This is a genomic window from Microbacterium sp. K35 (genome assembly GCF_004794375.1).
Lineage (GTDB): Bacteria > Actinomycetota > Actinomycetes > Actinomycetales > Microbacteriaceae > Microbacterium > Microbacterium sufflavum.
On sequence record NZ_SSDM01000419.1, the window covers coordinates 1 to 22,187 of the forward strand.

A 22,187-nucleotide genomic window follows, 5' to 3' on the forward strand; every position below is an offset into this window, starting at 1 on the left:
ACTGCGCGCCGACACCGCCCGGTCCTCGTCGGGCTCGTCGGCGCGCAGTGCCGCGTTCCACACGAGCGGCCGCGCGAAGCTCAGCGCGATCCGCACATCCGCCAGCTGGTGCTTGAGCGCCTGGAACTCCCCGATCGGACGGCCGAACTGTTCGCGCACCTTCGCGTACGACACGGCCTCCGCGAGCAGCCGCTCTCCCGCGCCCACGAGCAGCGCGGCGGCGGCGAGGGCTGCTTCGTTCAGGGCCGCGTCGAGGGCGCCGGGCACGAGCGGGGTCGAGGCTCCCGTGGGGGAGAGCCGGGCGAGACGCCGGGTGGGCGCGACCGAGGTCAGCTCTGCGCCCGGCTCGCCCTCGTTCAGCGCGTCACCGCGGACGAGGTAGCGGTGCGTGGCCACGGCGGCGTCCACGGCGGCGGGAGCGACACCGTCGACCGCCGCGGTGGCGATGGCTCCCGCGGCGAGGGCCTGCCGCGTCCCGTCGTCCACCAGGGAGGGCAGCAGCGCGACCGTCTCCAGGTAGGGGCCGGGCACGCCGTGGTAGCCGAGCCGCTCGAACACCACCACCAGGTCGCCGAGGGTGCCGCCGAAGCCGCCCGCCTCCTCGCTCACCCGCAGCCCCAGCAGCCCGAGCTCGGCGAACTGCGCCCACAGGGCGAGCCCGGGGGCGGTGTCGCCGTCGGCCCAGGCACGTGCGACGTCGGCGCCGCCCGCGCCCTCCACGATCTCGTCGATGGCCTCCGCGAACGCGGTCTGTTCTTCCGTGGGCAGGAACCGCATCAGGCGCGCCTTCCGTCTCCGCCGCGGGGGAGTCCGAGGATCCGCTCCGCGATGATGTTCCGCTGCACCTCGTTGGTGCCCGCGTAGATGGGACCGGCGAGCGCGAACTGGTAGTCGTCGACCCAGCGCCCGCCGTCGACCGCCGACTCCCCGCGCAGCTCGGACTCCGGTCCCAGGATGCGCAGCGCGGTCTCGTGGATGTGCACGTCGAGCTCCGACCAGAACACCTTGTTGATGCTGCCCTCCGCGCCGACCGCACCACCGTCGAGCAGGGTGCTCACGGTCTGCCACGTGAACAGCCGGTAGGCCTCCGCGCCGATCCAGGCGTCCACCACGGCGTCATCCTCGCCGGTCGCGCCCCGCTCGGACTGCAGTGCGATCAGGCGGTCGGTCGCGGCGAGGAACCGTCCCGGCGCCCGCAGCGACAGTCCGCGCTCGTTGCCCGCGGTGCTCATGGCCACGCGCCACCCGTCGCCGGGGGCGCCCAGCACGTCCTCATCGGGCACGAACACGTCGTCGAAGAAGATCTCGGCGAACCCGGTCGTGCCGTCGAGCTGGGCGATCGCCCGCACCGTGATGCCCTCGGCGTCCATCGGGAACAGGAAGTACGTCAGGCCGCGGTGCCGCTGCGCTTCGGGGTCGGACCGGAACAGGCCGAACCCGCGGTCGGCCCACACCGCGCGCGAGCTCCAGATCTTCTGGCCGTTGAGCACCCATCCGCCGCGGTCGTCGTCGCGGCGGGCGGTGCTGCGGATCGCGGCGAGGTCGCTGCCCGCTCCGGGCTCCGACCACGCCTGCGCCCAGATCAGCGAGCCGTCGGTCATGGCGCGCAGGTACCGCTCGTGCTGATCCGGGGTGCCGTGCTCGAACAGGATCGGCGCGAGCAGGGAGATGCCGTTCTGCGCCACCCGAGTCGGGGCGCCCGCGCGGTAGTACTCCTCCTCGAACAGCACCCACTCCGTGATTCCGGCGTCGCGGCCGCCGTACTGCTCGGGCCAGGAGACGACGGACCAGCGGCCCTCCGCCAGCTCGGCCTCCCACGCGCGGTGCGCCGCGAAGCCCTCGGCCGTGTCCATCGAGGGCAGCGGTGTGGACGGCACGCGCTCGGTGAGCCAGGCGCGCGCCTCCGCGGCGAAGGCCTCCTGCGCGGGGGTGAGGTCGAGGTTCATCGGGATGCTCCGTCCGCGGTGTCGGCCTTGATGGTGCGCACGTCCACGCCGCCGAGGGAGTCGCCGCCCACCTCGGCGTTGTGCGCGTGGGCGGCGTGGTGCAGCCCGAACACGGAGTCCATGCCGGGGCGCAGGCCCTGCAGATCCTCCGCCTGGTTCACGGCCTTCTTCGCGAGGGCGAGCCCGAGTCGGGGCATGCGGCCGATGCGCTCGGCGAGCTCGAGCGTGCGCTGCTCCAGCTCGGACGACGGGACGACGTGGTTGACCATGCCGAGTTCGTGCGCGCGGGCGGCGGGCATCCGGTCGCCGGTGTACAGCATCTCCTTGGCCGCGCGGGGGTTGGTCACCCAGGGGTGTGCGAAGTACTCGACGCCGGGGATGCCCATCGCGACGACCGGGTCCTGGAAGAACGCGTCGTCGGAGGCGACGATGAAGTCGCACGACCAGGCGAGCATGAGCCCACCGGCGATGCAGGCACCCTGCACCATCGCGATCACGGGCTTGGGGATCTCGCGCCAGCGGCGGCACATCCCCAGGTAGACCTCGGACTCGCGGGCGAAGCGGGAGTCGACGCCCTGGGCTCCGACGTGGTCCCACCAGATGACGGCCCTGCGCTCGAAGCTCTGGTCGATGTCGCGCTCGGGGGTGCCGATGTCGTGCCCGGCGCAGAAGTGCTTCCCGTTCCCGCCGAGCACGATGACCTTCACGGCGTCGTCGTCCACGGCGCGGGTGAACGCGGCGTCGAGGGCGTAGGTGACCTTCGAGTTCTGGGCGTTGCGATACTGGGGGCGGTTCAGCCGGATGATCGCGGTCGCGCCGCGCACCTCGTAGGTGACCACGGCGTCCGAGTCGTCGGTCATGGCGGGTTCCTCTCTGAACTCCCGGGAGCGAAACCAAACAATCGCTTGGTTTAGTTTGATACTATACGGGAACGGTCCGCCGAAGACCACGACTCGATGAGGAGCACAGATGGACGCGACGCAGCACGACGCGGACGAGCGATTCCGCGCCGAGATCCGCGGCTGGCTGGAAGAGAACCTCACCGGTCGCTTCGCCGCGCTGCGCGGCCGCGGCGGCTCCGGTCGCGAGCACGAGGACTTCGAGGCGCGCCTGGAGTGGAACCGGCACCTGGCCGCTGCGGGGTGGACGTGCGTGGGCTGGCCGGTCGAGCACGGCGGCCGCGGACTCAGCATCGCGCAGCAGGTCATCTTCCACGAGGAGTACGCCCGCGCCGACGCCCCCGCCCGCGTGAACCATCTGGGGGAGGAGCTGCTCGGCCCCACCCTCATCGCGCATGGCACGCCCGCGCAGCAGGCCCGCTTCCTGCCGCGCATCGTCGCGGTCGAGGAGCTGTGGTGCCAGGGCTACTCGGAGCCGGGCGCCGGATCCGACCTCGCCGCGGTGGCGACCAAGGCTCAGCGCACGGGCGACGAGTGGTCCGTCACGGGGCAGAAGGTGTGGACGTCCCTCGCGCAGCACGCCGACTGGTGCTTCGTGATCGCCCGCACCGAACCGGGATCGAGCCGCCACCAGGGTCTGTCGTATCTGCTCGTGCCGATGGACCAGCCCGGCGTCGAGGTGCGCCCGATCCTGCAGCTCACCGCGACCAGCGAGTTCAACGAGGTGTTCTTCGACGACGCCCGCACCGATGCCGACCTCGTCGTAGGCGGCGAGGGGAACGGCTTCCGCGTCGCGATGGCGACCCTCGGCTTCGAGCGCGGCGTCTCCACCCTCGCGCAGCAGATCGCGTTCCGTCGCGAGCTCGACGCCGTGATCGAGACGGCGCAGCGCACCGGCGCGATCGACGATGCCGTGATCCGCGACCGGCTCGTGCGCGCCCGCATGGACCTGGAGGTGATCCGCCAGCACGCCCTCCGCACGCTCGGCGGTGCCCAGGGCGACGGCGCCTCCGTCGCGAAGCTGCTGTGGTCGAACTGGCACCGCGCGCTCGGCGAGCTCGCGATGGAGGTCGCCGGACCCGAGGCCCTGCGGGTCGGCGCGGACTACGCGCTGGACGACCTGCAGACGCTGTTCCTGTTCAGCCGCGCCGACACGATCTACGGCGGTTCCGACGAGATCCAGCGCACCGTCATCGCCGAGCGCGTGCTCGGCCTACCCCGAGAGGCCCGCCCATGAGCTCTTCCGCCCCCGCCTACGTCCCCGGTCACGGCCTGCTCGACGGGAAGCGCGTCGTCATCACGGCCGCCGCCGGAGCCGGCATCGGTCAGGCCGCCGCGGTCCGCTGCCTGGAAGAGGGCGCGGCGCTCGTGGTGCTCGGCGACACGCACGCCGGCCGCCTCGCCGAGACGCAGAGCGAGCTGGGTGACCGTTTCGGCGCCGACCGCGTGCGCACCGCCGTGTGCGACGTGACCGTCGAGGACCAGGTCGCCGCCCTCCTCGACCTCGCGGAGGACGGCGGCGCGATCGACGTGATGATCAACAACGCCGGGCTCGGCGGGTCGGTGTCGATCCTCGACATGACCGACGAGCAGTGGGACAGGGTGATCGACGTGACCCTCACCGGCACGTTCCGGTGCCTGCGCGCGGTCGGCCGCCGCATGGTCGCGGCGGGCACGGCCGGCGTCATCGTCAACAACGCGTCCGTGATCGGCTGGCGCGCGCAGGTGGAGCAGGCCCACTACGCCGCCGCGAAGGCCGGCGTGATGGCGCTCACCCGCAGCGCGGCGATGGATTTCGCGCCGCACGGCATCCGCGTGAACGCCGTGTCACCGAGCCTCGCGATGCACCCGTTCCTGGAGAAGGTCACCTCGCCCGAGCTGCTGGAGCAGCTGAAAGCGCGCGAGGCGTTCGGCCGGGCCGCGGAACCCTGGGAGGTCGCCAACGTCATGGTGTTCCTCGCCAGCGCATACTCCTCTTATATGACCGGCGAGGTCGTCGCCGTCAGCAGTCAGCACGCGTGAACCCGGAGAGAAGGAACACCATGGCAGAGGCATACATCGTCGACGCGGTCCGCTCGCCCGTCGGGAAGCGGGGCGGCTCGCTGTCCGGCATCCACCCGGCCGACCTCGGCGCGCACAGCCTGAAGGCGCTCGTGGAGCGGACGGGCATCGACCCTGGCGCGCTCGACGACGTGATCATCGGCGCGACCGACACGATCGGAGGACAGGCGGGCAACGTGGGCCGCTCCGCCGTGCTCGTCGCTGGCTTCCCCGAGCACGTGCCCGGCGTCACGATCGACCGGCAGTGCGGTTCGAGCCAGCAGGCCGTGCACTTCGCCGCGCAGGCCGTGATGAGCGGGACCAGCGACCTGGTGATCGCCGGCGGTCTGCAGAACATGTCGCAGCTGCCGATCTCCTCGGCCATGGTGGCCGGAGAGGCATACGGCTTCACCACGCCGTTCGCCGAGTCGCCGGGCTGGCAGGAGCGCTACCCCGGGCAGGAGATCTCGCAGTTCGTCGGCGCGGAGATGATCGCCGAGAAGTGGGACATCACGCGCGAGGAGATGGAGCGGTTCGCGCTGGAGAGCCATCAGCGGGCGGCCAGAGCGCAGGACGAGGGTCGGTTCGACGGCGAGATCGCCCCGCTGAACGGGCTCGACCGCGACGAGGGCGTGCGCCGCGACACCTCGCTCGAGCGCATGGCGGGCCTGCAGACGCTCACCCCCGGCGGACGGCTCACGGCTGCCGTGGCCTCGCAGATCAGCGACGCCTCTAGCGCGGTGCTCGTCGCGAGCGCGCAGGCGGTGAAGGACCACGGGCTCACGCCCCGCGCGCGCATCCACCACCTGTCGGTGCGCGGCGACAGCCCGGTGTTCATGCTCACCGCGCCGATCCCCGCCACGCGGTACGCGATGGAGCGCACGGGCATGAGCCTCGACGACATCGACCTGTTCGAGGTGAACGAGGCCTTCGCGTCGGTCGTTCTCGCCTGGATGCGCGAGACCGGGGTGCCGCACGAGAAGGTGAACGTGAACGGGGGCGGCATCGCCCTCGGTCACCCGATCGGCGCGACGGGCACCCGTCTCATGACGACGCTGCTGAACGAGCTCGAACGCACCGGCGGTCGCTACGGTCTGCAGACCATGTGCGAGGGCGGCGGTCTCGCCAACGTCACCATCATCGAGCGCCTCTGAGGCTGCGCATCCGGGCCTGACGACGGACGACCCGCGGATGGCGTGCGTCCGGGCCCCGGGGGGCGCGGCTCCCCGGGGCTCAGGCGAGGACGCAGGAGGCGGCGGCGCGGAGGTGGGCCACGGCGTCGCGCACCACGCGATCGACGAGCTCCTCGCAGCTGGGGAGGTCGTCGATCAGCCCCACCACCTGGCCGGCGGCGAGCATGCCCGCGGAGGTGTCGCCGTCGACGAGCCCGGCCTTCAGCAGCATCGGAGTGTTCGCGGCGAGGGTCATCTGCGTCCAGGAGCGCCCGGTCGCCTTCTTCATCGACACCGCATCCCGCACCAGCTGCGGCCAGCTCAGGCCGCTCAGCTTCTTGAACTCCCACGACCGGCGCAGCGTCGGCAGCAGGCGGGACACCCCGCTTCCGCCCTCCAGTCCCTCCACGAACTCGGTGCGCAGCAGGCGGTGGGGCATGCCGTCGGCCTTCGTGGTGACGACCGTGCCGTCCAGCCCGAAGTCGAGGTATCGCCGCTTCACGGCCTCGGGCACCGAACTGTCGCTCGTGAGCAGGAACCGCGTGCCCATCCCGACCCCCGCGGCGCCGTACGCGAGCGCGGCGGCGAGACCCCGTCCGTCGTGGAAGCCGCCGGCCGCGATCACGGGGATGTCGACGGCCGCGACCACCGAGGGCAGCAGGATCGAGGTGGGCACGGCACCGGTGTGACCGCCGCCCTCACCGCCCTGCACCATCACGGCGTCCGCACCCCACGCCGCGACCTTCTCGGCGTGCCGCACGGCCCCGATCGAGGGGATCACGACCACGCCGTGGTCCTTGAGTCGCTCGATCAGCTCGCGTCGTGGGGCGAGAGCGAAGCTGGCGACCTTCACGCCGTGCCGGATGAGCAGTTCGACGCGCTCGGTGGCATCCCCGGCGTCGGCGCGCAGGTTCACGCCGAAGGGCCGGTCGGTGCGCTCGGTCACCTCGATGATCTGCCGTTCGAGCTCGTCGATGGTCATGGTGGCGGAGGCGAGGATGCCCAGCGCTCCGGCCTGCGCGGTGGCGGTGACCAGGCGGGCGCCGGCGACCCAGCCCATGCCGGTCTGCACGATCGGATGGTCGACGCCGGTCAGGCGCGTGAGCGGCGTGGAGAGCTGCGGGGGCGTGGTCATGATGCGATCACCTCTCGGTCGCGGAGTCCGCGGGGGTCGAGACGCTCGCGCACCAGGCGCAGCTCCTCGGCGGTGGGCTGCCGGGTCTCGGGGACGACGGCGGGGATGTGCAGCGGGAAGCCGGTGGCCGCGACCACCCGGTCGAGGGTCACGCCGGGGTGCAGGCTGACGAGGGCGACCGTGGCGCCGGGGCCGGTCAGGTCGAGCACCGCGAGGTCGGTGACGATGCGGCGCACGTCGTGGAAGCGGTGGGCCCCGGCCGTGCGCGCCCTGGCCGGCCCGACGCCCGTGACCACGTCCACCCGGTCCACGAACACGCGCGGGCTGTGGCGGGCGACCCAGTAGCTGGTCGCGTGGTTGACGGTGTTCGTGGCGGCGGCCCTGGCGCCGAGCAGCTGCCGGGTGGGACGGTCGCGGTCGCCGATCGCGGACAGGTTCTGGTCGCCGTGGCGGTCGAGCTGTGCGGCCCCCATGATCACGTGGCGGCGACCGCGGGCGATCAGCTCGAACAGCTGCGCGTAGGGGAGCGGCGCCTCCGGCTCGCGGAACGGCTCGTCGACGGCGGGGGTGTCGGCGTACAGGGTGGCTTCGCCGTCGCTGAGCAGCAGGCCGGGCGCGTGCGTGAGCCGCGCGAGCCGCACCCCGACGGTGGGCACGATGCCGACGGGGCTCGCGAGGATCGTGCCCGCGCCGCGGAAGAGGTCGCTGCACGCGGCGATCGCGACCTCGGCGCGCGTGGCCGTCATGGTGTCGCCGCCTCACTCGTCCGCGGGGCGAGCTCGCCCGCCCGGAACCGGGTCAGATACGCCTCACGGTCCGCGGGCGAGGCGGCCGCGGCGGCGTAGGCGCGCTGCCCCTCCTCGTCGCGGTCGTGATGGGGCGGATGCGCCGTGAACCCGGCTCCGCCCGGGGCATGCACGATCCGGTCGGTGAGCGTGCGGTCGAGGAAGCGCGCCGTGGGGCCGAGCCCCGTCCACAGCGCGGCGGTGTCCACCACCTCCTCCACGCTCACCACGGTGTGCGCCGCCGCGCCCGCGAACAGGTCGTCGAAGAACAGGTCCGGCCCGAGGCACACGGCGGTGCCGGCGGCGTCGGCCCGGTCGAGGTGGAGCAGGGCGAGGTCGAGGGGCACGGCGGGCATCGCCACCAGCACCTCGGCGTCGGCGTAGGGCGATGTGATCGTGCGGATCTGGGGGTTGCGGCTGACGGCGTCCGAGCCCGCCCCCGCCCGGGTGGCCTCGAAGGGCAGGCGCCGGGCGGCGGCGCGGAGTCCGGCGACCAGCATCGCCTCGTCGTACTCCACGCTGCACACCGCGCCGGACTGCCGGGCGTCCGCGAAGTAAGGGTCGATCGCGATGCTGTCGAGCGAGACGAACCCGTGCACGATCTCGGACGCCTGGCCGGTGGCGCAGAGCAGGCCCACGTCCGGTCCGCCGAAGCTGACGATGCGCAGGTCGCGCGCCCCGGAGAGCACGATCTGCCGCACGAGGGCCATCGGCTTACGCCGTGAACCCCAGCCGCCGACGCCGATCGTCATGCCGTCGCGGATCAGCGGCGCGAGATCGGCGGCGGATCCGGCGGTGGTCATGTCGTCAGGTTCTCGCCGGTCGCGACGAACGCGTCGCGGTGCTGGTCGGCGACGCCGGCGAGGTTGAGCTCGAACGTGAAGCCCTGCTCGAACCGGTAGCTGCGGTTGACGTCGATCGGGTCGATGCCGTTCAGCGCCTCCTTGGCGGCGCGGATGACGCGCGGGTCCTTCGCGGCGATCTCCTCCGCGAGCGCGAGCGCGGTCGCGTCGAGGTCGGCGCGTGGCACCACCGCGTCGACGGATCCGAACTCCGCGAGACGCTGCGCCGTCACCGTGCGGCTCGTGAAGTACAGCGAGCGCAGCAGATGCTGCGGCACGAGGCGGGCCAGGTGGGTGGCGGCGCCGAGCGCGCCGCGGTCCACTTCGGGCACGCCGAAGGTCGCGTCGTCGGAGGCGACGATCACGTCGCTGTTGCCGACGAGGCCGATCCCGCCGCCCAGGCAGAAACCGTTGACGGCGGCGATGACCGGAACGGCGCACTCGTAGATGGCCTTGAACGCCTCGTAACAGCCGCGGTTGGCGCCGAGGATGCCGGAGAAGCCCTCGATGCGCTGCATCTCCTTGATGTCGACGCCCGCGTTGAACCCGCGGCCCTCGGCGCGGAGGATGACGACGCGGGTCTCGGCGTCGGCCGTGGCCTCGCGCATCGCGGCGGCCACGTCGAACCACCCGGCGACGGGGAGTGCGTTCACCGGCGGGTAGTCCATCGTGACGGTGCGGACGCCGCGAGGGTGCAGGGTGGAAGTGATCGTCATCGGACACCTAACCTAACGTTTGCTCAAGCACCCTAGCAGTTGCTTGGTTATCGACGGAACCCTCACCGTGCATTTGCCCTAGCAATTGCTTGGTTGGTATGCTCGGGCGCATCCCACCCGCGTCCGCCGACGCCGCTCGAAGGAGAGTCGACCATGGCACGAATACTCGAAGGCCGCGTGGCCATCGTCACCGGTGCCGGTCGCGGCCTCGGCCGAGAGCACGCGCTGGAGCTCGCGCGCCAGGGGGCGAAGGTGGTCGTGAATGACCTCGGCACGACCCTCGACGGTGACGGCGTCTCGGTCGGTCCGGCGCAGGAGGTCGTCGAGCTCATCGAGGCCGCCGGGGGAGAGGCGATCGCGAACGGCGCCGACATCGCCGACTTCGCGCAGGCCGGGGCCCTCGTCGAGCAGGCGCTCACGGCGTTCGGACGACTGGACATCCTCGTGAACAACGCCGGGTTCGTGCGCGACCGCATGCTGGTCAACGCCGGCGAGGACGAGTGGGACGCGGTGATCCGCGTGCACCTCAAGGGGCACTTCGCGCCGCTGCGCCACGCGAGCGCGCACTGGCGTGCCGAGGCCAAGGCCGGGCGGCAGCCGGTCGCCCGCGTCGTGAACACCTCGTCCGGCGCCGGGCTCCAGGGCAGCATCGGGCAGGCGGCCTACTCCGCCGCGAAGGGCGGCATCGCCTCCCTCACCCTCGTGGCCGCCGCCGAGCTGCAGCGGTACGGCGTGCACGTCAACGCGATCGCCCCATCCGCCCGCACGCGCATGACCGAGGGGCCCTTCGCCGACGCGATGGCCGCGCCCGCGCACGGCTTCGATCGCATGGACCCGGCGAACGTCTCGCCCGTGGTCGCCTGGCTCGCCAGCGCGGACTGCGACGTCACCGGCCGCGTGCTGGAGATCGAGGGCGGCCGCCTCTGCCTGGAGGAGGGATGGCGGCACGGGCCCCGGCGTGACCGGGATCGGCGGTGGGACGCGGCCGAGGTCGGCGAGGCGGTGCGGGCCCTGGTCGCCGAAGCTGCTGCCCCCGAGCCGGTGTACGGCGCATGAGCGCGGGCGACTGGGCCGGGCGCGACCTCGGCGAGCGGACAGTCGGCTACGACGAGCGCGACGCGATCATCTACGCGCTGTCTGTCGGGGCCGCCGCGACCGACCTCGATCTCGTGTTCGAGGACCGTCTGCGCGTGCTCCCGTCGTTCGGGCTGACGCTCGCGCAGTGGGCGCCCGACGTGCTCGCCGAGGCGGGGGCGTTCGACGACCGCGCCGTGCACGGCTCGCAGACGCTGGAGGTGCACCGGCCGCTGCCGCGCTCGGGCGAGCTGCGGCTGTCCGCCCGCGTTGGCGACGTGTGGGACAAGGGTTCCGCGGCCGTGTTCGACGTGATCGTGGAGTGCGCCGAGTTCACCGCGACCTGGTCACTGTTCGCACCCGGTGCGGGCGGGTTCGGCGGGGAGCGGGGCCCGGCGCGGGCTGCCACCGACGAGCGACCGGCGGGTGCGACGGCCGACGTGACGACGTTCCCGACGCAGGCCGCCCTGTACCGGCTGACCGGCGACCGCCACCACATCCACATCGATCCCGCGGCGTCCGCGCGGATCGGGCAGACCGTGCCGATCCTCCAGGGGCTGTGCACGCTCGCCGCCACCACCCTCGTCCTCGCTTCCGAGCAGGGCGCGCATCCGGCCGACCTCCGCTCGCTACGGGGCCGGTTCAGCGGTCCGGTGATCCCCGGCGATGTGCTCGAGGTCGAGTCGTGGCACGGCGGCGACTTCGAGTTGCGGCGCGACGGGACGCCCGTGATCTCCGACGGCCTGGCGGTGTTCGCATGAGCCGGGTGCTGGTGGTCGGCGCGACCGGGATGATCGGCAGTCACGTCGCCGCCGACCTCGCCGCGCGCGGTGACGCGGTGACCGTGATGGCGCGGCGCGAGCCGTCCGAGCGCGACCCCCGGGCCATCGCCGGGATGCCGCGCCTCCGGGGCGACTACACCGACGCCGGGTCCGCCGCGCTGCTCGACGGTTTCGACGCGGTCGTGTTCGCGGCGGGCAACGACATCCGCCATGTGCCCGCCGCGCAGGAGGACGACGCGTTCTGGGAGCGCACGCAGAGCGTCGGGGTGCCGCGCTTCGCCGCGCTCGCGAAGACCGCGGGCGTCGGCCGGTTCGTGCAGATCGGCAGCTACTACCACCAGCTGCACCCGGAGTGGGCGGAGCGGATCCCCTACGTGGCGGCGCGGCGCGACGCCGACGAGCGCACCCGCGCCCTGAGCGACGACGGTTTCGCGGCGATCACCCTGAACCCGCCGTCGATCGTCGGCGCCGATGAGCGCGGCCTGCGGCGGTTCGCCCGCATGATCGCGTGGACGCGCGGCGAGCTCGACGAACCCGCGCTGTTCGCCCCGCCCGGCGGCACCAACTACCTGTCGGTGCGCTCGCTCTCGCAGGCCGTGCAGGGCGCGCTCGATGCGGGCGAAGGCGGGCGCGCCTACCTGGTGGGCGACGCGAACCTCACGTATCGCGACTACTTCCAGCTGCTCGCCGACGCCGCCGGCAGCGCGCACACGATCGAGGAGCGCGACGAGGAGCATCCGTTCCAGCCCGACCGCTTCATCGTGCAGGGCCGCGGCGCGGTGATCGCGTACGAGCCGGACCCCGCGGAGACCGCCCTGCTCGGCTACGACCGGGGCGATGTCGAGCGCGCGCTGGCGGAGATCGTCACCGCGGCGGACGCGCAGCGCTGAGCCGCTCCCACAGTACGGCCGTCGCGGCGAGAGTGTCGGCGAGGGTGCCGTCCGTGCGCAGCACCTCGTCGGCGATCGCGATCCGATCGGCCTCGGCGCCCTGCGCGCGGAGCCGCCGCTCGGCCTCGGCCGCATCGTGCCCCCGCTCCTCCCGCAACCGGCGCAGGCGCATGGCCTCGGCGGCCTCGACCGTCACGACCCGGTCGTACGTCCAGAGCAGGGGGGCGGTGGTGCGGCTGAGCAGCGGGATCTCGTGCACCACGACACCCGGTTCGCGGCGGGCCTCGTCGATGCGCGCAGCCACCTCGGCCAGCAGAGCCGGGCGCAGCAGGGCGTTGTAGCGGGAGAGGAGGGCGGGATCGTCGAACACGCGTGCCGCGACCGCCGCCCGGTCGAGAGACCCGTCCGCCGTGCGGACCTCGGCCCCGAGCAGCGCGGTGATCCGGTCGAGCAGCGCCGCGCCGTCCGTGGTGCCGGGATCGACGATGGCACGGGCGGCCGCGTCACCGTCTACGATGCGGGCACCGTGCGCGGCCAGGGCGCGCGCGACCGTGCTCTTCCCCGCGGCGATCCCGCCCGTGAGTCCGACCAGGATCGCCGCCGTCACGAGGGTTCTCCCGGTCGCGACGCGTCAGGGACGGACGAAGCGGACCTCGGTGAGCGTCTCGCCGAGGAAGGGCTCGGTGTGCGAGGCGCCGTCGAGGTGGAAGCCGTTGCGCGTGTAGAAGCGGTGCGCGCGGGGGTTGTCCTCCGCGACCCACAGGTAGAGCGGCTCGTCCTTCTCGACCGCGGCGTCGAACAGCTTCTGGCCGATGCCGGTGGAGTGGTACGCGTCGAGCAGGTAGATGAAGTAGAGCTCCCGGAAGGCGGGGGCGTCCTTGTCGCGGGCGGGGCCGGAGCCGACGAAGCCGACGATCTCGCCGTCGACGAGGGCCGCGTTCATCTTGAAGTCGGGGCCCTGGGCGGCCCAGTGCGTCCACAGCTCGGCCATGCGGCGGGGCGAGACCTTCTCCAGCGCGGCCTTGCTGATCAGGTGATCGTAGGTCTCGTGCCAGCACTGCGCGTGCACGCGACCGAGGGCTTCGGCATCCACATCACGGACCGGACGGACGATGACTTCGGGCTGGGCTTCGGCGCTCATGCGGTGACTCTACGCGCGGCCCGTGAAAACTCGAAATCGGCGCGGAGCGGGGTGACGCGCGGGTGAACGGCCTGGAGGAACCGCACAACGATATTCACGGCTCGTGCGCCGCTGGCTACGATCGTCCCTCGTGAACGTGATCTGGCGGACCCTCCTCGTGATCCTCGGCGCGCGGCGTCGCGTGCGGCAGGGGAAGACCCTCGACCCGACCGCGGTGAGCAGCGTCACCGTCACGACCCTCCCCACCGACCTCGACATCCTCCGGCACATGAACAACGGCCGCTATCTGTCGCTGTTCGACCTCGGCCGCTGGGATCACCTGATCCGCACCGGGCTGTTCGACGTGATGAAGCAGCGCGGCTGGTACGCGGTCGTCTCGAGCGAGACCATCACGTTCCGCAAGTCGCTGCAGCTGTGGCAGCGCTTCGAGGTGCAGTCGCGGTTCATCGGCCACGACGACAGGGCGCTGTTCCTGGAGCACCGGGCCGTGGTCGACGGCGAGGTGTACGCCAGGGCCATCGTGCGGGCGCGCGTGCTGCGGCGCACGGGCGGCACCGTGAGCAACGAGGAGCTGTTCGCCGCGGTCGGCAAGCCGGAGGGCGTGCCGGAGATCGACGCCTGGGTGCACGACTGGGCGGCGGCGTCCGCCCTCCCGCCCGTGCGCACGCCCGCCCCCAGCGTCTGGAACTGATCAGGCGCGCGGCGGGCGCACTGCCGATATATTGACGCTGTGCTGGCCATCCTGACGACCGCCGGGCGCGTGCTGCTGCGGCACTGGCCCGCGCTCATGGCGTGGTACCTGGCCGGGGTCCTCGTGCACTACGTGATCACCGAGATCGCCGGTTTCGTGGGTGCCACCTCGGCCACGCTGGGCTTCTTGGTGCTGCCCATCGCGATCCTCGCCCGGCTCGTCAGCCTGGTGGCCATGTTCCTGGTGCTGCGCGACGGGCTGCGCAACCTGCAGGAGGTCGCCCCGCTCCCGGAGTCCGCCGCCGACCGGCGCCGGACGTTCCTCACCGCGCTGCTCGCCGGGATCCTCCCCTTCTTCGCCGTGTACTGGGCGCAGGGCCTGCTCGGCGAGGACGTGCGCACCTACTCGGCCCGTGCCCTCGAGGTGCGCTCCGGGATCATCTGGACGGCGAGCGTCAACGGCGAACCGGCCGTCGGCTCCGAGGACACGGTGCTCAACCTGCCCCTCAACGTCTGGACGATCGCGATCATCGTCGTCGCGTTCGCCGGGCGATGGGCGTGGTCGAAGTGGTCGCCGAAACTCGCCGCCTGGCTCTCGCCCGTGGCGGTGTACTTCGAGGTCGTCTGGGTGTTCTTCTCGGTCATGGTGCTCGGCGACGTGTTCGACGCGATCAAGGCCTGGGTCGACAGCCGAGCCGCGATGGCGGTCCTGGAAGACGTGCGCGAGGGACTGCTGGACGCGGTCGCGCCGCTGCGGTGGCTGTGGGACGGGGTCGGCTGGGTGCTGTCGGAGGCCGGTCCGGTGCTGCTGGCGCCGCTGGCGTGGCTCACGATCGCCGGCGTCGTGTTCGGGCAGGCGATCGTGGCCGAGAAGCTGCGCGTCGAGAGCCGGTTCCTGTCGCGGTTCCGTCAGCACGCCGAGGCCATCCCCAACCCGCTCGTGCGCCGGCTCAGAGACCTCGGCGACGAACTCGGCGCCCGGTTCCGCCCGATCGGTCGCGCGCTGCTGCTGATGTGGCGGGCCGGCCCGCTCCTGGTCGCGTCCTACGCCCTGCTGTACGTGGTGGTGAAGGCGCTCGAGTCGTACCTGGCCTTCGGTCTCACCCGCCTGATCGGTCCGCACGACTTCGTCTTCTGGGCGGTCGCGACGCCCCTCGTGTCCCTCGTCCCGATGCTGCTGATCGAGCCCGTGCGCATCGCCGTGATCAGCGGCGCGTACGACGCCACGCTCGGGCGACTGCGACGCAAGCAGCAGGAGCGCTCCGACACCACCACCGGTTCCGCGGCCGAGGCGGAGATGCGCGCCGTCGCCGATGCCGCGGGGCTGCTGCCCTCCTCGGTCGACGCGGTCGCCGCGGCCGTCGTCGCCGCCCCGCCGCGCGATGCCGTGGGGGGTCAGAGCTCGAACGCGAACCTGAGGAACGAGCCGCCCGCGTCGTAGGGTCGCACGTCCACCCAGAACGGGCCCTCCGCGTCGTCCGGCACCACGAACGGCACGACCAGCTCGTACTCCCCGGCCTCTGCGCTCAGGCACGTCTCCGGCTCGTCCGGGTCGGACAGCAGCCCGATCTCCAGACGCACGGGGCGCCACTCGCGGCCCGTCGCCCGCTCCACCAGCTTCGGGGTCTCGCAGCCGATGCCCGCGGTGCTCGCGTCGACCGGCACCGCCACGGCGATCAGCCGCGTGCCGTCGGGGACGTCGAGGCCGCTCACGTCGTCGATCTCGCCCCCGCGCACCGGGCCCCACTCGGCTCCGGCGAGGTCGGCCGAGGCGTCTTCGTCGACCGTGATCGCGGTGACCGCCCTGGCCCCGAACCCGAAGTACTGATACCACTCCTGCCAGCCGACGGCCGCAGCGGTGACCGGGGCGAGCACCGCGAGGGCGACGAGCGCGACGGCGTTGCGACGCCACCACGACGGCCGACGCGGCACCGGTGCGGGCTCGACCGTGGGCGCGGGCGGGAGCGGCGGAGGCGGGATCGTCATCGGCGGGCCCACCCGTTCTCGTCGAGGAGGATCGCGGACTCGACCGGGAGGTCGGCGAGGTCGAGCGGCAGGTCGACGACCCCGTCGAGCAGCACCTCGCCGATGCCGGCGCCCGCGACCCCGAGACGCAGGGTGGCGCGGTCGTCCGTGACGTCGTCTGGCAGCTCGAAGGCCAGGCTCCCCGCGCGGGGGACGCCGGTCACCAGCCGCTGCTGCGCGAACGTCGTCCCGCGATCGGTGGCGCTGAACGTGCGGTCGCCGATGGCGAGCTGCGCGAGCGAGAGGGTGCTGAGGTCCTGCGTCACGGCGGACGCGGCCTCCAGGTCGACCACCAGCCAGGTGCCGTCGGCCGACCAGCCGTCCGCGTCTTCGACCCGGTCGGCCAGGCGCACGTCGGTGATCGTCACGACGAGGTTGCGCACGGCGGCCTCCTCGCCGATCCGCGTGACCCGGGGGAACGCGGCCGTCGCGGCGTCGTCCGGAAGCGTGACCTTCGACACCACCCACGCGCCGGCGAGCAGCGCCGCGGTGAGCAGCCACACGAGGACGTGCTTCTTCACGGTGCCGTCCCCTCGCCGATCCGTGTCGTGAGGGTCGCGCCGACCCGCACGTCGGTCCAGTAGTCCCCGCGGATCACCCGCGAGCCGACCGCGTGCGTGGAGTCCGGCAGGGTGAGCGTGAGCTCCTCGCCCTCCCGGTAGTCGTCCGGCCCCACGAGCCAGGCGAGCAGCAGTCGTGCGGGGACGTCGGGCTGCAGCGTCGGGGCCCCGCGTCCGTCGTCGGCCCGCGACACCTGCCCCTTCTCGTCGAGGCCCTCGATGCGGATGCCGTCGACCACCGCCGACTCGGGGGCGCCCGAGGTCGAGCCGCGCGGGGCGTGGAAGGTGTTCACCGCGTCGACCGTGACCACCAGCACGCGCTCGCCCTTCTCCTCGTCGGGGAACACCCACGTCTGCCCGCGGTCGTCGCGCAGCTCCACCGCCACGACCGTCAGCTCCAGGTCGGACCCCGCGTACGTCTCACCCACCGCGACCTCGGGGATCGGGTCGACCGCGGCCGCCTCCAGCCCGCCGAACACCGCGGTGCCGGCGAGGAGCAGCGCCCCCGCGCCGGTGAGCAGCCACGGGGTCGGGATCAGGTCGATGCTGCGCCGCGCCCACCCCAGCACCCTGGCCCGGGCGGCGGACGCGTCGCTGCGGCCCTGCGGCGCCGTCCCCTCCGGCGGTGTCGTGGTCACGGCAACAGCATAGGGGCGAGGTCGTGCGGCCCGGGCTCCCGCCGAAACAGGGGCCCGGTCATAGGCTGAGGATCATGGCCGAGCTCCCGCCGGATGCCGCGTCGTCCGCCCCCCTCTCCGACCGTGCGATCGACCTGGCGCGCCGCTGGGTGATCGAGGCCGCGGCGGCCGACGTCGACCCCGCGGCCGCACGCCTGGCCGGGGTGCTGCGCGACGCGAACGGCCTGCCCTTCACGCTCGGCTTCGTCGACGGGGTGATGCGCCCGGAGAGCCTGACCGCGGCCGCCGCCCGCCTGCACCGCATCGCGCCGATCGTGCCCGAGTTCCTGCCCTGGTACCTGCGCTCGGCCGTGCGTCTGGGCGGGGGTGTCGCGCCCGTGCTGCCGACCCCGGTCGTGCCGATCGCGCGGCGGGCGCTGCGCGACATGGTCGGGCACCTCGTGGTCGACGCGCGTCCCGCCAAGCTCGGCCCCGCGATCGAGCGGCTGCGTGCCTCGGGTTCGCGGCTCAACCTCAATCTGCTGGGCGAGGCGGTGCTGGGCGAGGCCGAGGCGCAGCGCCGGCTCGACGGCATCCACGAGCTCATCCGCCGCGCCGACGTGGACTACGTGTCGGTCAAGGTGTCGGCCATCATGAGCCGCATCTCGATGTGGGGGTTCGACGCCGTCGTCGACCGCGTGGTGCAGCGTCTGCTGCCGCTGTACCTGACCGCGGCGGACGACGGCACCTTCATCAACCTCGACATGGAGGAGTACCGCGACCTCGACCTCACGATCGCGGTGTTCACGCGGCTGCTGGAGGATCCGCGGCTGGCGCGGCTGGAGGCCGGCATCGTGCTGCAGGCCTACCTGCCCGACGCGCTGCCCGCGCTGCAGGAGCTGACTGCGTGGGCGCAGGACCGCGTGGCCCACGGGGGTGCCCGCATCAAGGTGCGGCTCGTGAAGGGCGCGAACCTCGCCATGGAGCACGTCGAGGCGCGGCTGCACGGCTGGACCCCCGCGACCTACGACACCAAGCTCGACACCGACGCGAACTACCTCCGCTGCCTGGACTGGGCGCTCACGCCCGCGCACACCTCCGCCGTGAAGCTGGGGATCGCCGGGCACAACCTGTTCGGCATCGCCTACGCCTGGCTGCTCGCGGGCGAGCGCGGCGTGCGCGACGCGATCGAGTTCGAGATGCTGCTCGGGATGGCGCAGGGCCAGGTGCGGGCCGTGTCGCGCGAGGTCGGGGCGGTGCTCCTGTACGTGCCCGTGGTCGCCCCGGCCGAGTTCGACGTGGCCATCAGCTACCTGGTGCGGCGGCTGGAGGAGAACGCGTCGTCCGACAACTTCCTGTCCGCGGCCTTCCGGCTGCACGAGGACGAGGGGCTGTTCGCCCGGGAGCGCGACCGGTTCCTCGACGCCCTCGACCGTTCCACGGACGCGACCCTGCTCCGCGGACCGCGCCGCACGCAGGACCGGCTCGCACCCGTGCACGAGTCGGTCCGCCCGACCGCCGCGGCCCCGATCCCCGAGGCCGACCTGACGCAGGCGGTGCTGGGCATCGCCCGCGGCACCGACGGCGCGGACACCGGGGCCTTCCTGGAGACGGCGGTGTACGCGGCCCGCGAGCGCGGGGAGGACACGGGCGGCGCTCCGGGCTTCGCCAACGCGCAGGACACCGACCTCGCGCTGCCCGCCAACCGGGAGTGGGCCGACGGGATCCGTGGTCGCCTGGCCGACTCGACCGTGGGGGAGGCCGTGCTCGCCGCCGCCAGGGTCGACGACGCCGACGAGCTCGCTCGCCTCGTGCAGGGCGTGCGATCCGCTGCCGCGTCGTGGGGCTCGCGTCCGGCGGCGGAGCGCGCGGAGGTGCTGCTACGGGCCGCCGCCGCGCTCGACGGTCGGCGCGGGGAGCTGATCGAGGTGGCCGCGGCGGAGACCGGAAAGGTGTTCGCCGAGGCCGACGTGGAGGTCAGCGAGGCCGTCGACTTCGCCCGCTACTACGCCTCCACGTGCCGCGAGCTCGACGCGATCTCCGGTGCGGTGTTCGTGCCGGCGCGCGTGACCGTGGTCGCGCCGCCCTGGAACTTCCCGCTGGCGATTCCGGCCGGAGGAGTGCTCGCCGCGCTCGCCGCCGGCTCGGGGGTCGTGCTCAAGCCCGCCCCGCAGGCGCGACGCTGCGCCGCCGCGCTCGCCGAGGCCCTGTGGGAGGGCGGCGTGCCGCGCGAGGTGCTCGCCCTGGTCGACATCGAGGAGGGCGAGCTCGGACGGGCGCTGATCACCGACGAGGCCGTGGACCGCGTGATCCTCACCGGCTCGTGGGAGACGGCGGCGTTGTTCCGCTCGTGGCGCCCCGACCTGCCGCTGCTCGCCGAGACCAGCGGCAAGAACGCCATGATCATCACGCCGTCCGCCGACCTCGACCTGGCCGTCGCCGACCTGGTCAAGAGCGCCTTCGGGCACGCGGGGCAGAAGTGCTCCGCCGCCTCCCTCGCGATCCTCGTCGGCCCGGTCGGCCGTTCGCAGCGCTTCGCCCGGCAGCTCGCCGACGCGGTCCGCTCCCTGCGCGTGGGCTGGCCGGCGGATCCGTCGGCCGAGGTGGGCCCCGTGATCGAGCAGCCGCAGGGCAAGCTCGCCTGGGCGCTCACCGAGCTGGAGGGCGACGAGCGGTGGCTGATCGAGCCCGCCCCCGTGGACGGCGACGAGAGCGGACGACTGTGGCGGCCCGGCGTGCGCGTGGGCGTGCAGCCGGGGTCGCGCTTCCACCTCGAGGAGTTCTTCGGCCCGGTGCTCGGCATCATGCACGCGCCCACGCTCGCGCGCGCCATCGAGCTGCAGAACGCGGTCGCGTACGGGCTCACAGCCGGGCTCCACACGCAGGACCCCGACGACCTGTCGCTCTGGCTCGACCGGGTGCAGGCGGGCAACCTCTACGTCAACCGCGGCACCACGGGGGCGATCGTGCAGCGGCAGCCCTTCGGCGGCTGGAAGCGGTCGTCGGTCGGCCCCGGTGCGAAGCCGGGCGGCCCGAACCACCTGATCGGCCTCGGCACGTGGCGCTCGCAGCCCGGGGGCGCGGCATCGAGCACCCTGCACCTGCGGGGACTCGACTCGCGCATCACGGCGCTCATCGAGTCGGCGCAGCCGTCGCTGGCGTACGAGGCCTTCGAGTGGCTGCGGCGCGCGGCCCTGTCGGATGCCCTGGCCTGGGACCGCGAGTTCGGGCGGGTGCGCGACGTGTCGCGGCTGGAGGTGGAGCGCAACCTGTTCCGCTACCGTCCGGGGCACGTGGAGATCAGGGCGACCGAGGACGCACGGCTGCAGGACGTGCTGCGGGTCGTGATCGCGGGGGTCCGCGCGGGGGCGGGCTTCGTGCTCTCCACCCCGGTGGGGCTGCCGGCCGGGGTGCGGCACGCGCTGGGCGACCTCGACGCGGTGGTCTTCCTGGAGTCGGACGAGGAGTGGATGCAGCGCCTGCTGTCCGCGGAGGAGGAGCCGGCGGAGGGCGCGAGCGCGGGCGCGCGGTACGACCGGGTGCGTCTGGTGGGCGGCCGGGAGGCGGTCGCGACCCTGCGGGCGTCGCTGGCGGCGGCGACCGCGGGCGACCCCGACCTGGCGGTGTACGACGCGGAGGTGACCGCGGCCGCCCGCATCGAGCTGCTCCCGTTCGTGCACGAGCAGTCGATCTCCATCACGGCGCACCGCTACGGCAACCTCGACCCCTGGAGCGCTCCCGTCATCTGACCCCGGGCGTGTAAAAGATTCTTGACACGGTGATCCGCCGCGCGTAGCCTCATGTCAAGAATCCTTTACATTCGGAGGGCGTCATGGTCTACGAGGAACGCAATGTCTGGGCGGGGCTCATCATCAGCCCGATCGTGCTCGTCGCCTACGTGGTGCTCGTGCTGCAGCAGGCGGCGGGCGGGCCGCTCACCGCGGTCGACTGGTTCCCGCTCATGCTCTGGAGCATCGGCGGCGGCATCGTCGGCACCATCCTGCTCAGCGTCGCGTTGGGCATCCTCGCCGGGATGCGCGACCCCGACGGCGTCGGCCGCTCCGACATCCGCGACCGCGACATCGGCCGCATGGGCGCCCGCGTGGAGCAGGCGTTCGTGGCGATCGCCGGACTCGGCGTGATCGTGCTGTGCGGGATCGGAACCGACGTCTTCTGGATCGCGAACACGATGTTCCTCGGGTTCTTCGTGGCCGCGGTGGTCGGCGGCATCGCCCGGGTGATCGCCTACCGGCGGGGGCTCGTGTGATGGTCAAGCCCACCCTCGTCTCCAACAGCATCCGCGCCCACCGCGAGCGGGCAGGGCTCACCCAGGCCGAGCTCGCCAAGACCGTCGGCGTGACGCGCCAGACGCTCATCGCGATCGAGCAGCAGAAATACTCGCCCACGCTCGAGCTCGCGTTCCAGATCGCCCGCGCCTTCGGCGTCGGGCTCGACGAGCTGTTCTCCTATCCGAGCGCCCCCGGAGGTGCCGCATGACCGCCCGCATGGCTGCCTGGCGTCGCGAGACCTACGGCCCCGCCGACGGAGTCGCGCTCGAACGCCTCCCCCTGCCGCAGCCGCACCACGGCGAGGTGCTGCTCCGTGTGCGGGCCACCGCGCTCAATGCGGGCGACGTGCGGCTGCTGCTCGGCGATCCGCTGCTCGTGCGACCGGCGTTCGGGCTCACCCGGCCGAAGCATCCCGTGCGCGGCATGGAGGTCGTCGGCACGGTCGTGGGCGTCGGGCCCGACGTGGTGGGCGCCGAGCTCGACGAGCACGTGGTCGGGGAGCTCGTGGGCGGCGGAGGTCTCGCGGAGTACGTGCGGGTGCCGGCCGCCCGGCTCGTGCCGCTGCCGCCGGGCGTGGAGCCCGA

24 protein-coding genes are annotated in these 22,187 nt (G+C 73.0%); 12 read left to right on the plus strand and 12 right to left on the minus strand.

Features of this window, described 5'->3' with window-relative positions; genetic code table 11:
• The 3 genes from DW299_RS18230 to DW299_RS18240 form a co-directional block, all read right to left on the minus strand.
• Positions 1-777, minus strand: a 777-nt coding sequence (locus DW299_RS18230; protein ID WP_136037416.1) for an acyl-CoA dehydrogenase family protein, incomplete at its 3' end; no start/stop codon positions are given.
• Positions 777-1,946 (minus strand): acyl-CoA dehydrogenase family protein, encoded by a 1,170-nt coding sequence (locus DW299_RS18235; RefSeq protein WP_136037417.1) that lies wholly within the window; start codon positions 1,944-1,946, stop codon positions 777-779. The genes DW299_RS18235 and DW299_RS18230, both read right to left, overlap by 1 nt.
• Positions 1,943-2,806: an enoyl-CoA hydratase gene (locus DW299_RS18240; protein ID WP_136034104.1), complete on the minus strand. Its 864-nt coding sequence runs from the start codon at positions 2,804-2,806 to the stop codon at positions 1,943-1,945. Before DW299_RS18240 ends, DW299_RS18235 begins: the two co-directional genes overlap by 4 nt.
• 109 nt (positions 2,807-2,915) lie before the next feature.
• Between DW299_RS18240 and DW299_RS18245 the strand changes: the two genes are divergently transcribed.
• The 3 genes from DW299_RS18245 to DW299_RS18255 are packed head-to-tail and all read left to right on the plus strand — an operon-like array spanning position 2,916 to position 6,039.
• On the plus strand, positions 2,916-4,082 hold the full coding sequence (locus tag DW299_RS18245) for an acyl-CoA dehydrogenase family protein (protein WP_136034106.1): 1,167 nt from the start codon (positions 2,916-2,918) through the stop codon (positions 4,080-4,082).
• Positions 4,079-4,867: an SDR family oxidoreductase gene (locus DW299_RS18250; RefSeq protein WP_136034109.1), complete on the plus strand. Its 789-nt coding sequence runs from the start codon at positions 4,079-4,081 to the stop codon at positions 4,865-4,867. Before DW299_RS18245 ends, DW299_RS18250 begins: the two co-directional genes overlap by 4 nt.
• 20 nt (positions 4,868-4,887) lie before the next feature.
• On the plus strand, positions 4,888-6,039 hold the full coding sequence (locus tag DW299_RS18255) for an acetyl-CoA C-acetyltransferase (RefSeq protein ID WP_136034111.1): 1,152 nt from the start codon (positions 4,888-4,890) through the stop codon (positions 6,037-6,039).
• A gap of 79 nt (positions 6,040-6,118) precedes the next feature.
• On the opposite strand, the gene DW299_RS18260 is transcribed toward DW299_RS18255, so the two are convergent.
• From DW299_RS18260 to DW299_RS18275, 4 genes are read right to left on the minus strand one after another with little or no spacing between them, the layout of a single operon-like run.
• On the minus strand, positions 6,119-7,192 hold the full coding sequence (locus DW299_RS18260; RefSeq protein ID WP_136034114.1) for an NAD(P)H-dependent flavin oxidoreductase: 1,074 nt from the start codon (positions 7,190-7,192) through the stop codon (positions 6,119-6,121).
• Positions 7,189-7,938, minus strand: a complete 750-nt coding sequence (locus tag DW299_RS18265; RefSeq protein WP_136034115.1) for a CoA-transferase — start codon at positions 7,936-7,938, stop codon at positions 7,189-7,191. The genes DW299_RS18260 and DW299_RS18265 overlap by 4 nt, the downstream gene beginning before the upstream one ends.
• Positions 7,935-8,780 (minus strand): CoA transferase subunit A, encoded by an 846-nt coding sequence (locus DW299_RS18270; protein ID WP_136037418.1) that lies wholly within the window; start codon positions 8,778-8,780, stop codon positions 7,935-7,937. The genes DW299_RS18265 and DW299_RS18270 overlap by 4 nt, the downstream gene beginning before the upstream one ends.
• A complete protein-coding gene (locus tag DW299_RS18275) occupies positions 8,777-9,535 on the minus strand; it encodes an enoyl-CoA hydratase family protein (RefSeq protein WP_136037419.1) in 759 nt (252 codons plus the stop codon). Before DW299_RS18275 ends, DW299_RS18270 begins: the two co-directional genes overlap by 4 nt.
• Before the next feature lie 153 nt (positions 9,536-9,688).
• On the opposite strand from DW299_RS18275, the gene DW299_RS18280 reads away from it, so the two are divergent.
• From DW299_RS18280 to DW299_RS18290, 3 genes are read left to right on the plus strand one after another with little or no spacing between them, the layout of a single operon-like run.
• Positions 9,689-10,591 carry an SDR family oxidoreductase gene (locus DW299_RS18280; RefSeq protein ID WP_136037420.1) on the plus strand — a complete coding sequence of 301 codons (903 nt, stop codon included), beginning with the start codon at positions 9,689-9,691 and terminating at the stop codon, positions 10,589-10,591.
• Entirely contained in the window at positions 10,588-11,370 is a 783-nt protein-coding gene (locus tag DW299_RS18285; RefSeq protein WP_136037421.1) for a MaoC/PaaZ C-terminal domain-containing protein, read from the plus strand. The genes DW299_RS18280 and DW299_RS18285 overlap by 4 nt, the downstream gene beginning before the upstream one ends.
• Positions 11,367-12,281, plus strand: coding sequence for an NAD-dependent epimerase/dehydratase family protein (locus tag DW299_RS18290; protein WP_136034126.1), 915 nt, complete (start codon positions 11,367-11,369; stop codon positions 12,279-12,281). Before DW299_RS18285 ends, DW299_RS18290 begins: the two co-directional genes overlap by 4 nt.
• On the opposite strand, the gene coaE is transcribed toward DW299_RS18290, so the two are convergent.
• Entirely contained in the window at positions 12,256-12,888 is a 633-nt protein-coding gene (gene coaE / locus DW299_RS18295) for a dephospho-CoA kinase (RefSeq protein ID WP_240745454.1), read from the minus strand. The two genes, DW299_RS18290 and coaE, sit on opposite strands and share 26 nt — an antisense overlap.
• Before the next feature lie 24 nt (positions 12,889-12,912).
• Positions 12,913-13,422, minus strand: coding sequence for a GNAT family N-acetyltransferase (locus DW299_RS18300; RefSeq protein WP_136034128.1), 510 nt, complete (start codon positions 13,420-13,422; stop codon positions 12,913-12,915).
• Between the two features lie 130 nt (positions 13,423-13,552).
• Between DW299_RS18300 and DW299_RS18305 the strand changes: the two genes are divergently transcribed.
• Together DW299_RS18305 and DW299_RS18310 are read left to right on the plus strand one after the other, a co-directional pair.
• Positions 13,553-14,113 carry an acyl-CoA thioesterase gene (locus tag DW299_RS18305; protein WP_136034130.1) on the plus strand — a complete coding sequence of 187 codons (561 nt, stop codon included), beginning with the start codon at positions 13,553-13,555 and terminating at the stop codon, positions 14,111-14,113.
• Between the two features lie 39 nt (positions 14,114-14,152).
• Positions 14,153-15,553, plus strand: a complete 1,401-nt coding sequence (locus DW299_RS18310) for a hypothetical protein (RefSeq protein WP_136034132.1) — start codon at positions 14,153-14,155, stop codon at positions 15,551-15,553.
• Here DW299_RS18310 and DW299_RS18315 read toward each other — a convergent pair.
• From DW299_RS18315 to DW299_RS18325, 3 genes are read right to left on the minus strand one after another with little or no spacing between them, the layout of a single operon-like run.
• The gene (locus tag DW299_RS18315) at positions 15,508-16,098 is read right to left on the minus strand and encodes a hypothetical protein (protein ID WP_136034134.1); all 591 of its coding nucleotides are present in this window, start codon (positions 16,096-16,098) and stop codon (positions 15,508-15,510) included. The two genes, DW299_RS18310 and DW299_RS18315, sit on opposite strands and share 46 nt — an antisense overlap.
• Positions 16,095-16,658, minus strand: a complete 564-nt coding sequence (locus DW299_RS18320; RefSeq protein ID WP_136037422.1) for a DUF4352 domain-containing protein — start codon at positions 16,656-16,658, stop codon at positions 16,095-16,097. The genes DW299_RS18315 and DW299_RS18320 overlap by 4 nt, the downstream gene beginning before the upstream one ends.
• A complete protein-coding gene (locus DW299_RS18325) occupies positions 16,655-17,335 on the minus strand; it encodes a hypothetical protein (RefSeq protein WP_136037423.1) in 681 nt (226 codons plus the stop codon). Before DW299_RS18325 ends, DW299_RS18320 begins: the two co-directional genes overlap by 4 nt.
• 74 nt (positions 17,336-17,409) lie before the next feature.
• On the opposite strand from DW299_RS18325, the gene DW299_RS18330 reads away from it, so the two are divergent.
• The 4 genes from DW299_RS18330 to DW299_RS18345 form a co-directional block, all read left to right on the plus strand.
• Complete coding sequence (locus DW299_RS18330) at positions 17,410-21,063, plus strand: proline dehydrogenase family protein (protein WP_136037424.1); 3,654 nt, start codon at positions 17,410-17,412, stop codon at positions 21,061-21,063.
• Positions 21,064-21,146: 83 nt separating this feature from the next.
• A complete protein-coding gene (locus DW299_RS18335; RefSeq protein ID WP_136037425.1) occupies positions 21,147-21,581 on the plus strand; it encodes a hypothetical protein in 435 nt (144 codons plus the stop codon).
• Complete coding sequence (locus DW299_RS18340) at positions 21,581-21,811, plus strand: helix-turn-helix transcriptional regulator (RefSeq protein WP_136034144.1); 231 nt, start codon at positions 21,581-21,583, stop codon at positions 21,809-21,811. Before DW299_RS18335 ends, DW299_RS18340 begins: the two co-directional genes overlap by 1 nt.
• A partial coding sequence (locus tag DW299_RS18345; protein WP_168443177.1) for an alcohol dehydrogenase catalytic domain-containing protein occupies positions 21,808-22,187 on the plus strand: 380 nt, incomplete at its 3' end. The genes DW299_RS18340 and DW299_RS18345, both read left to right, overlap by 4 nt.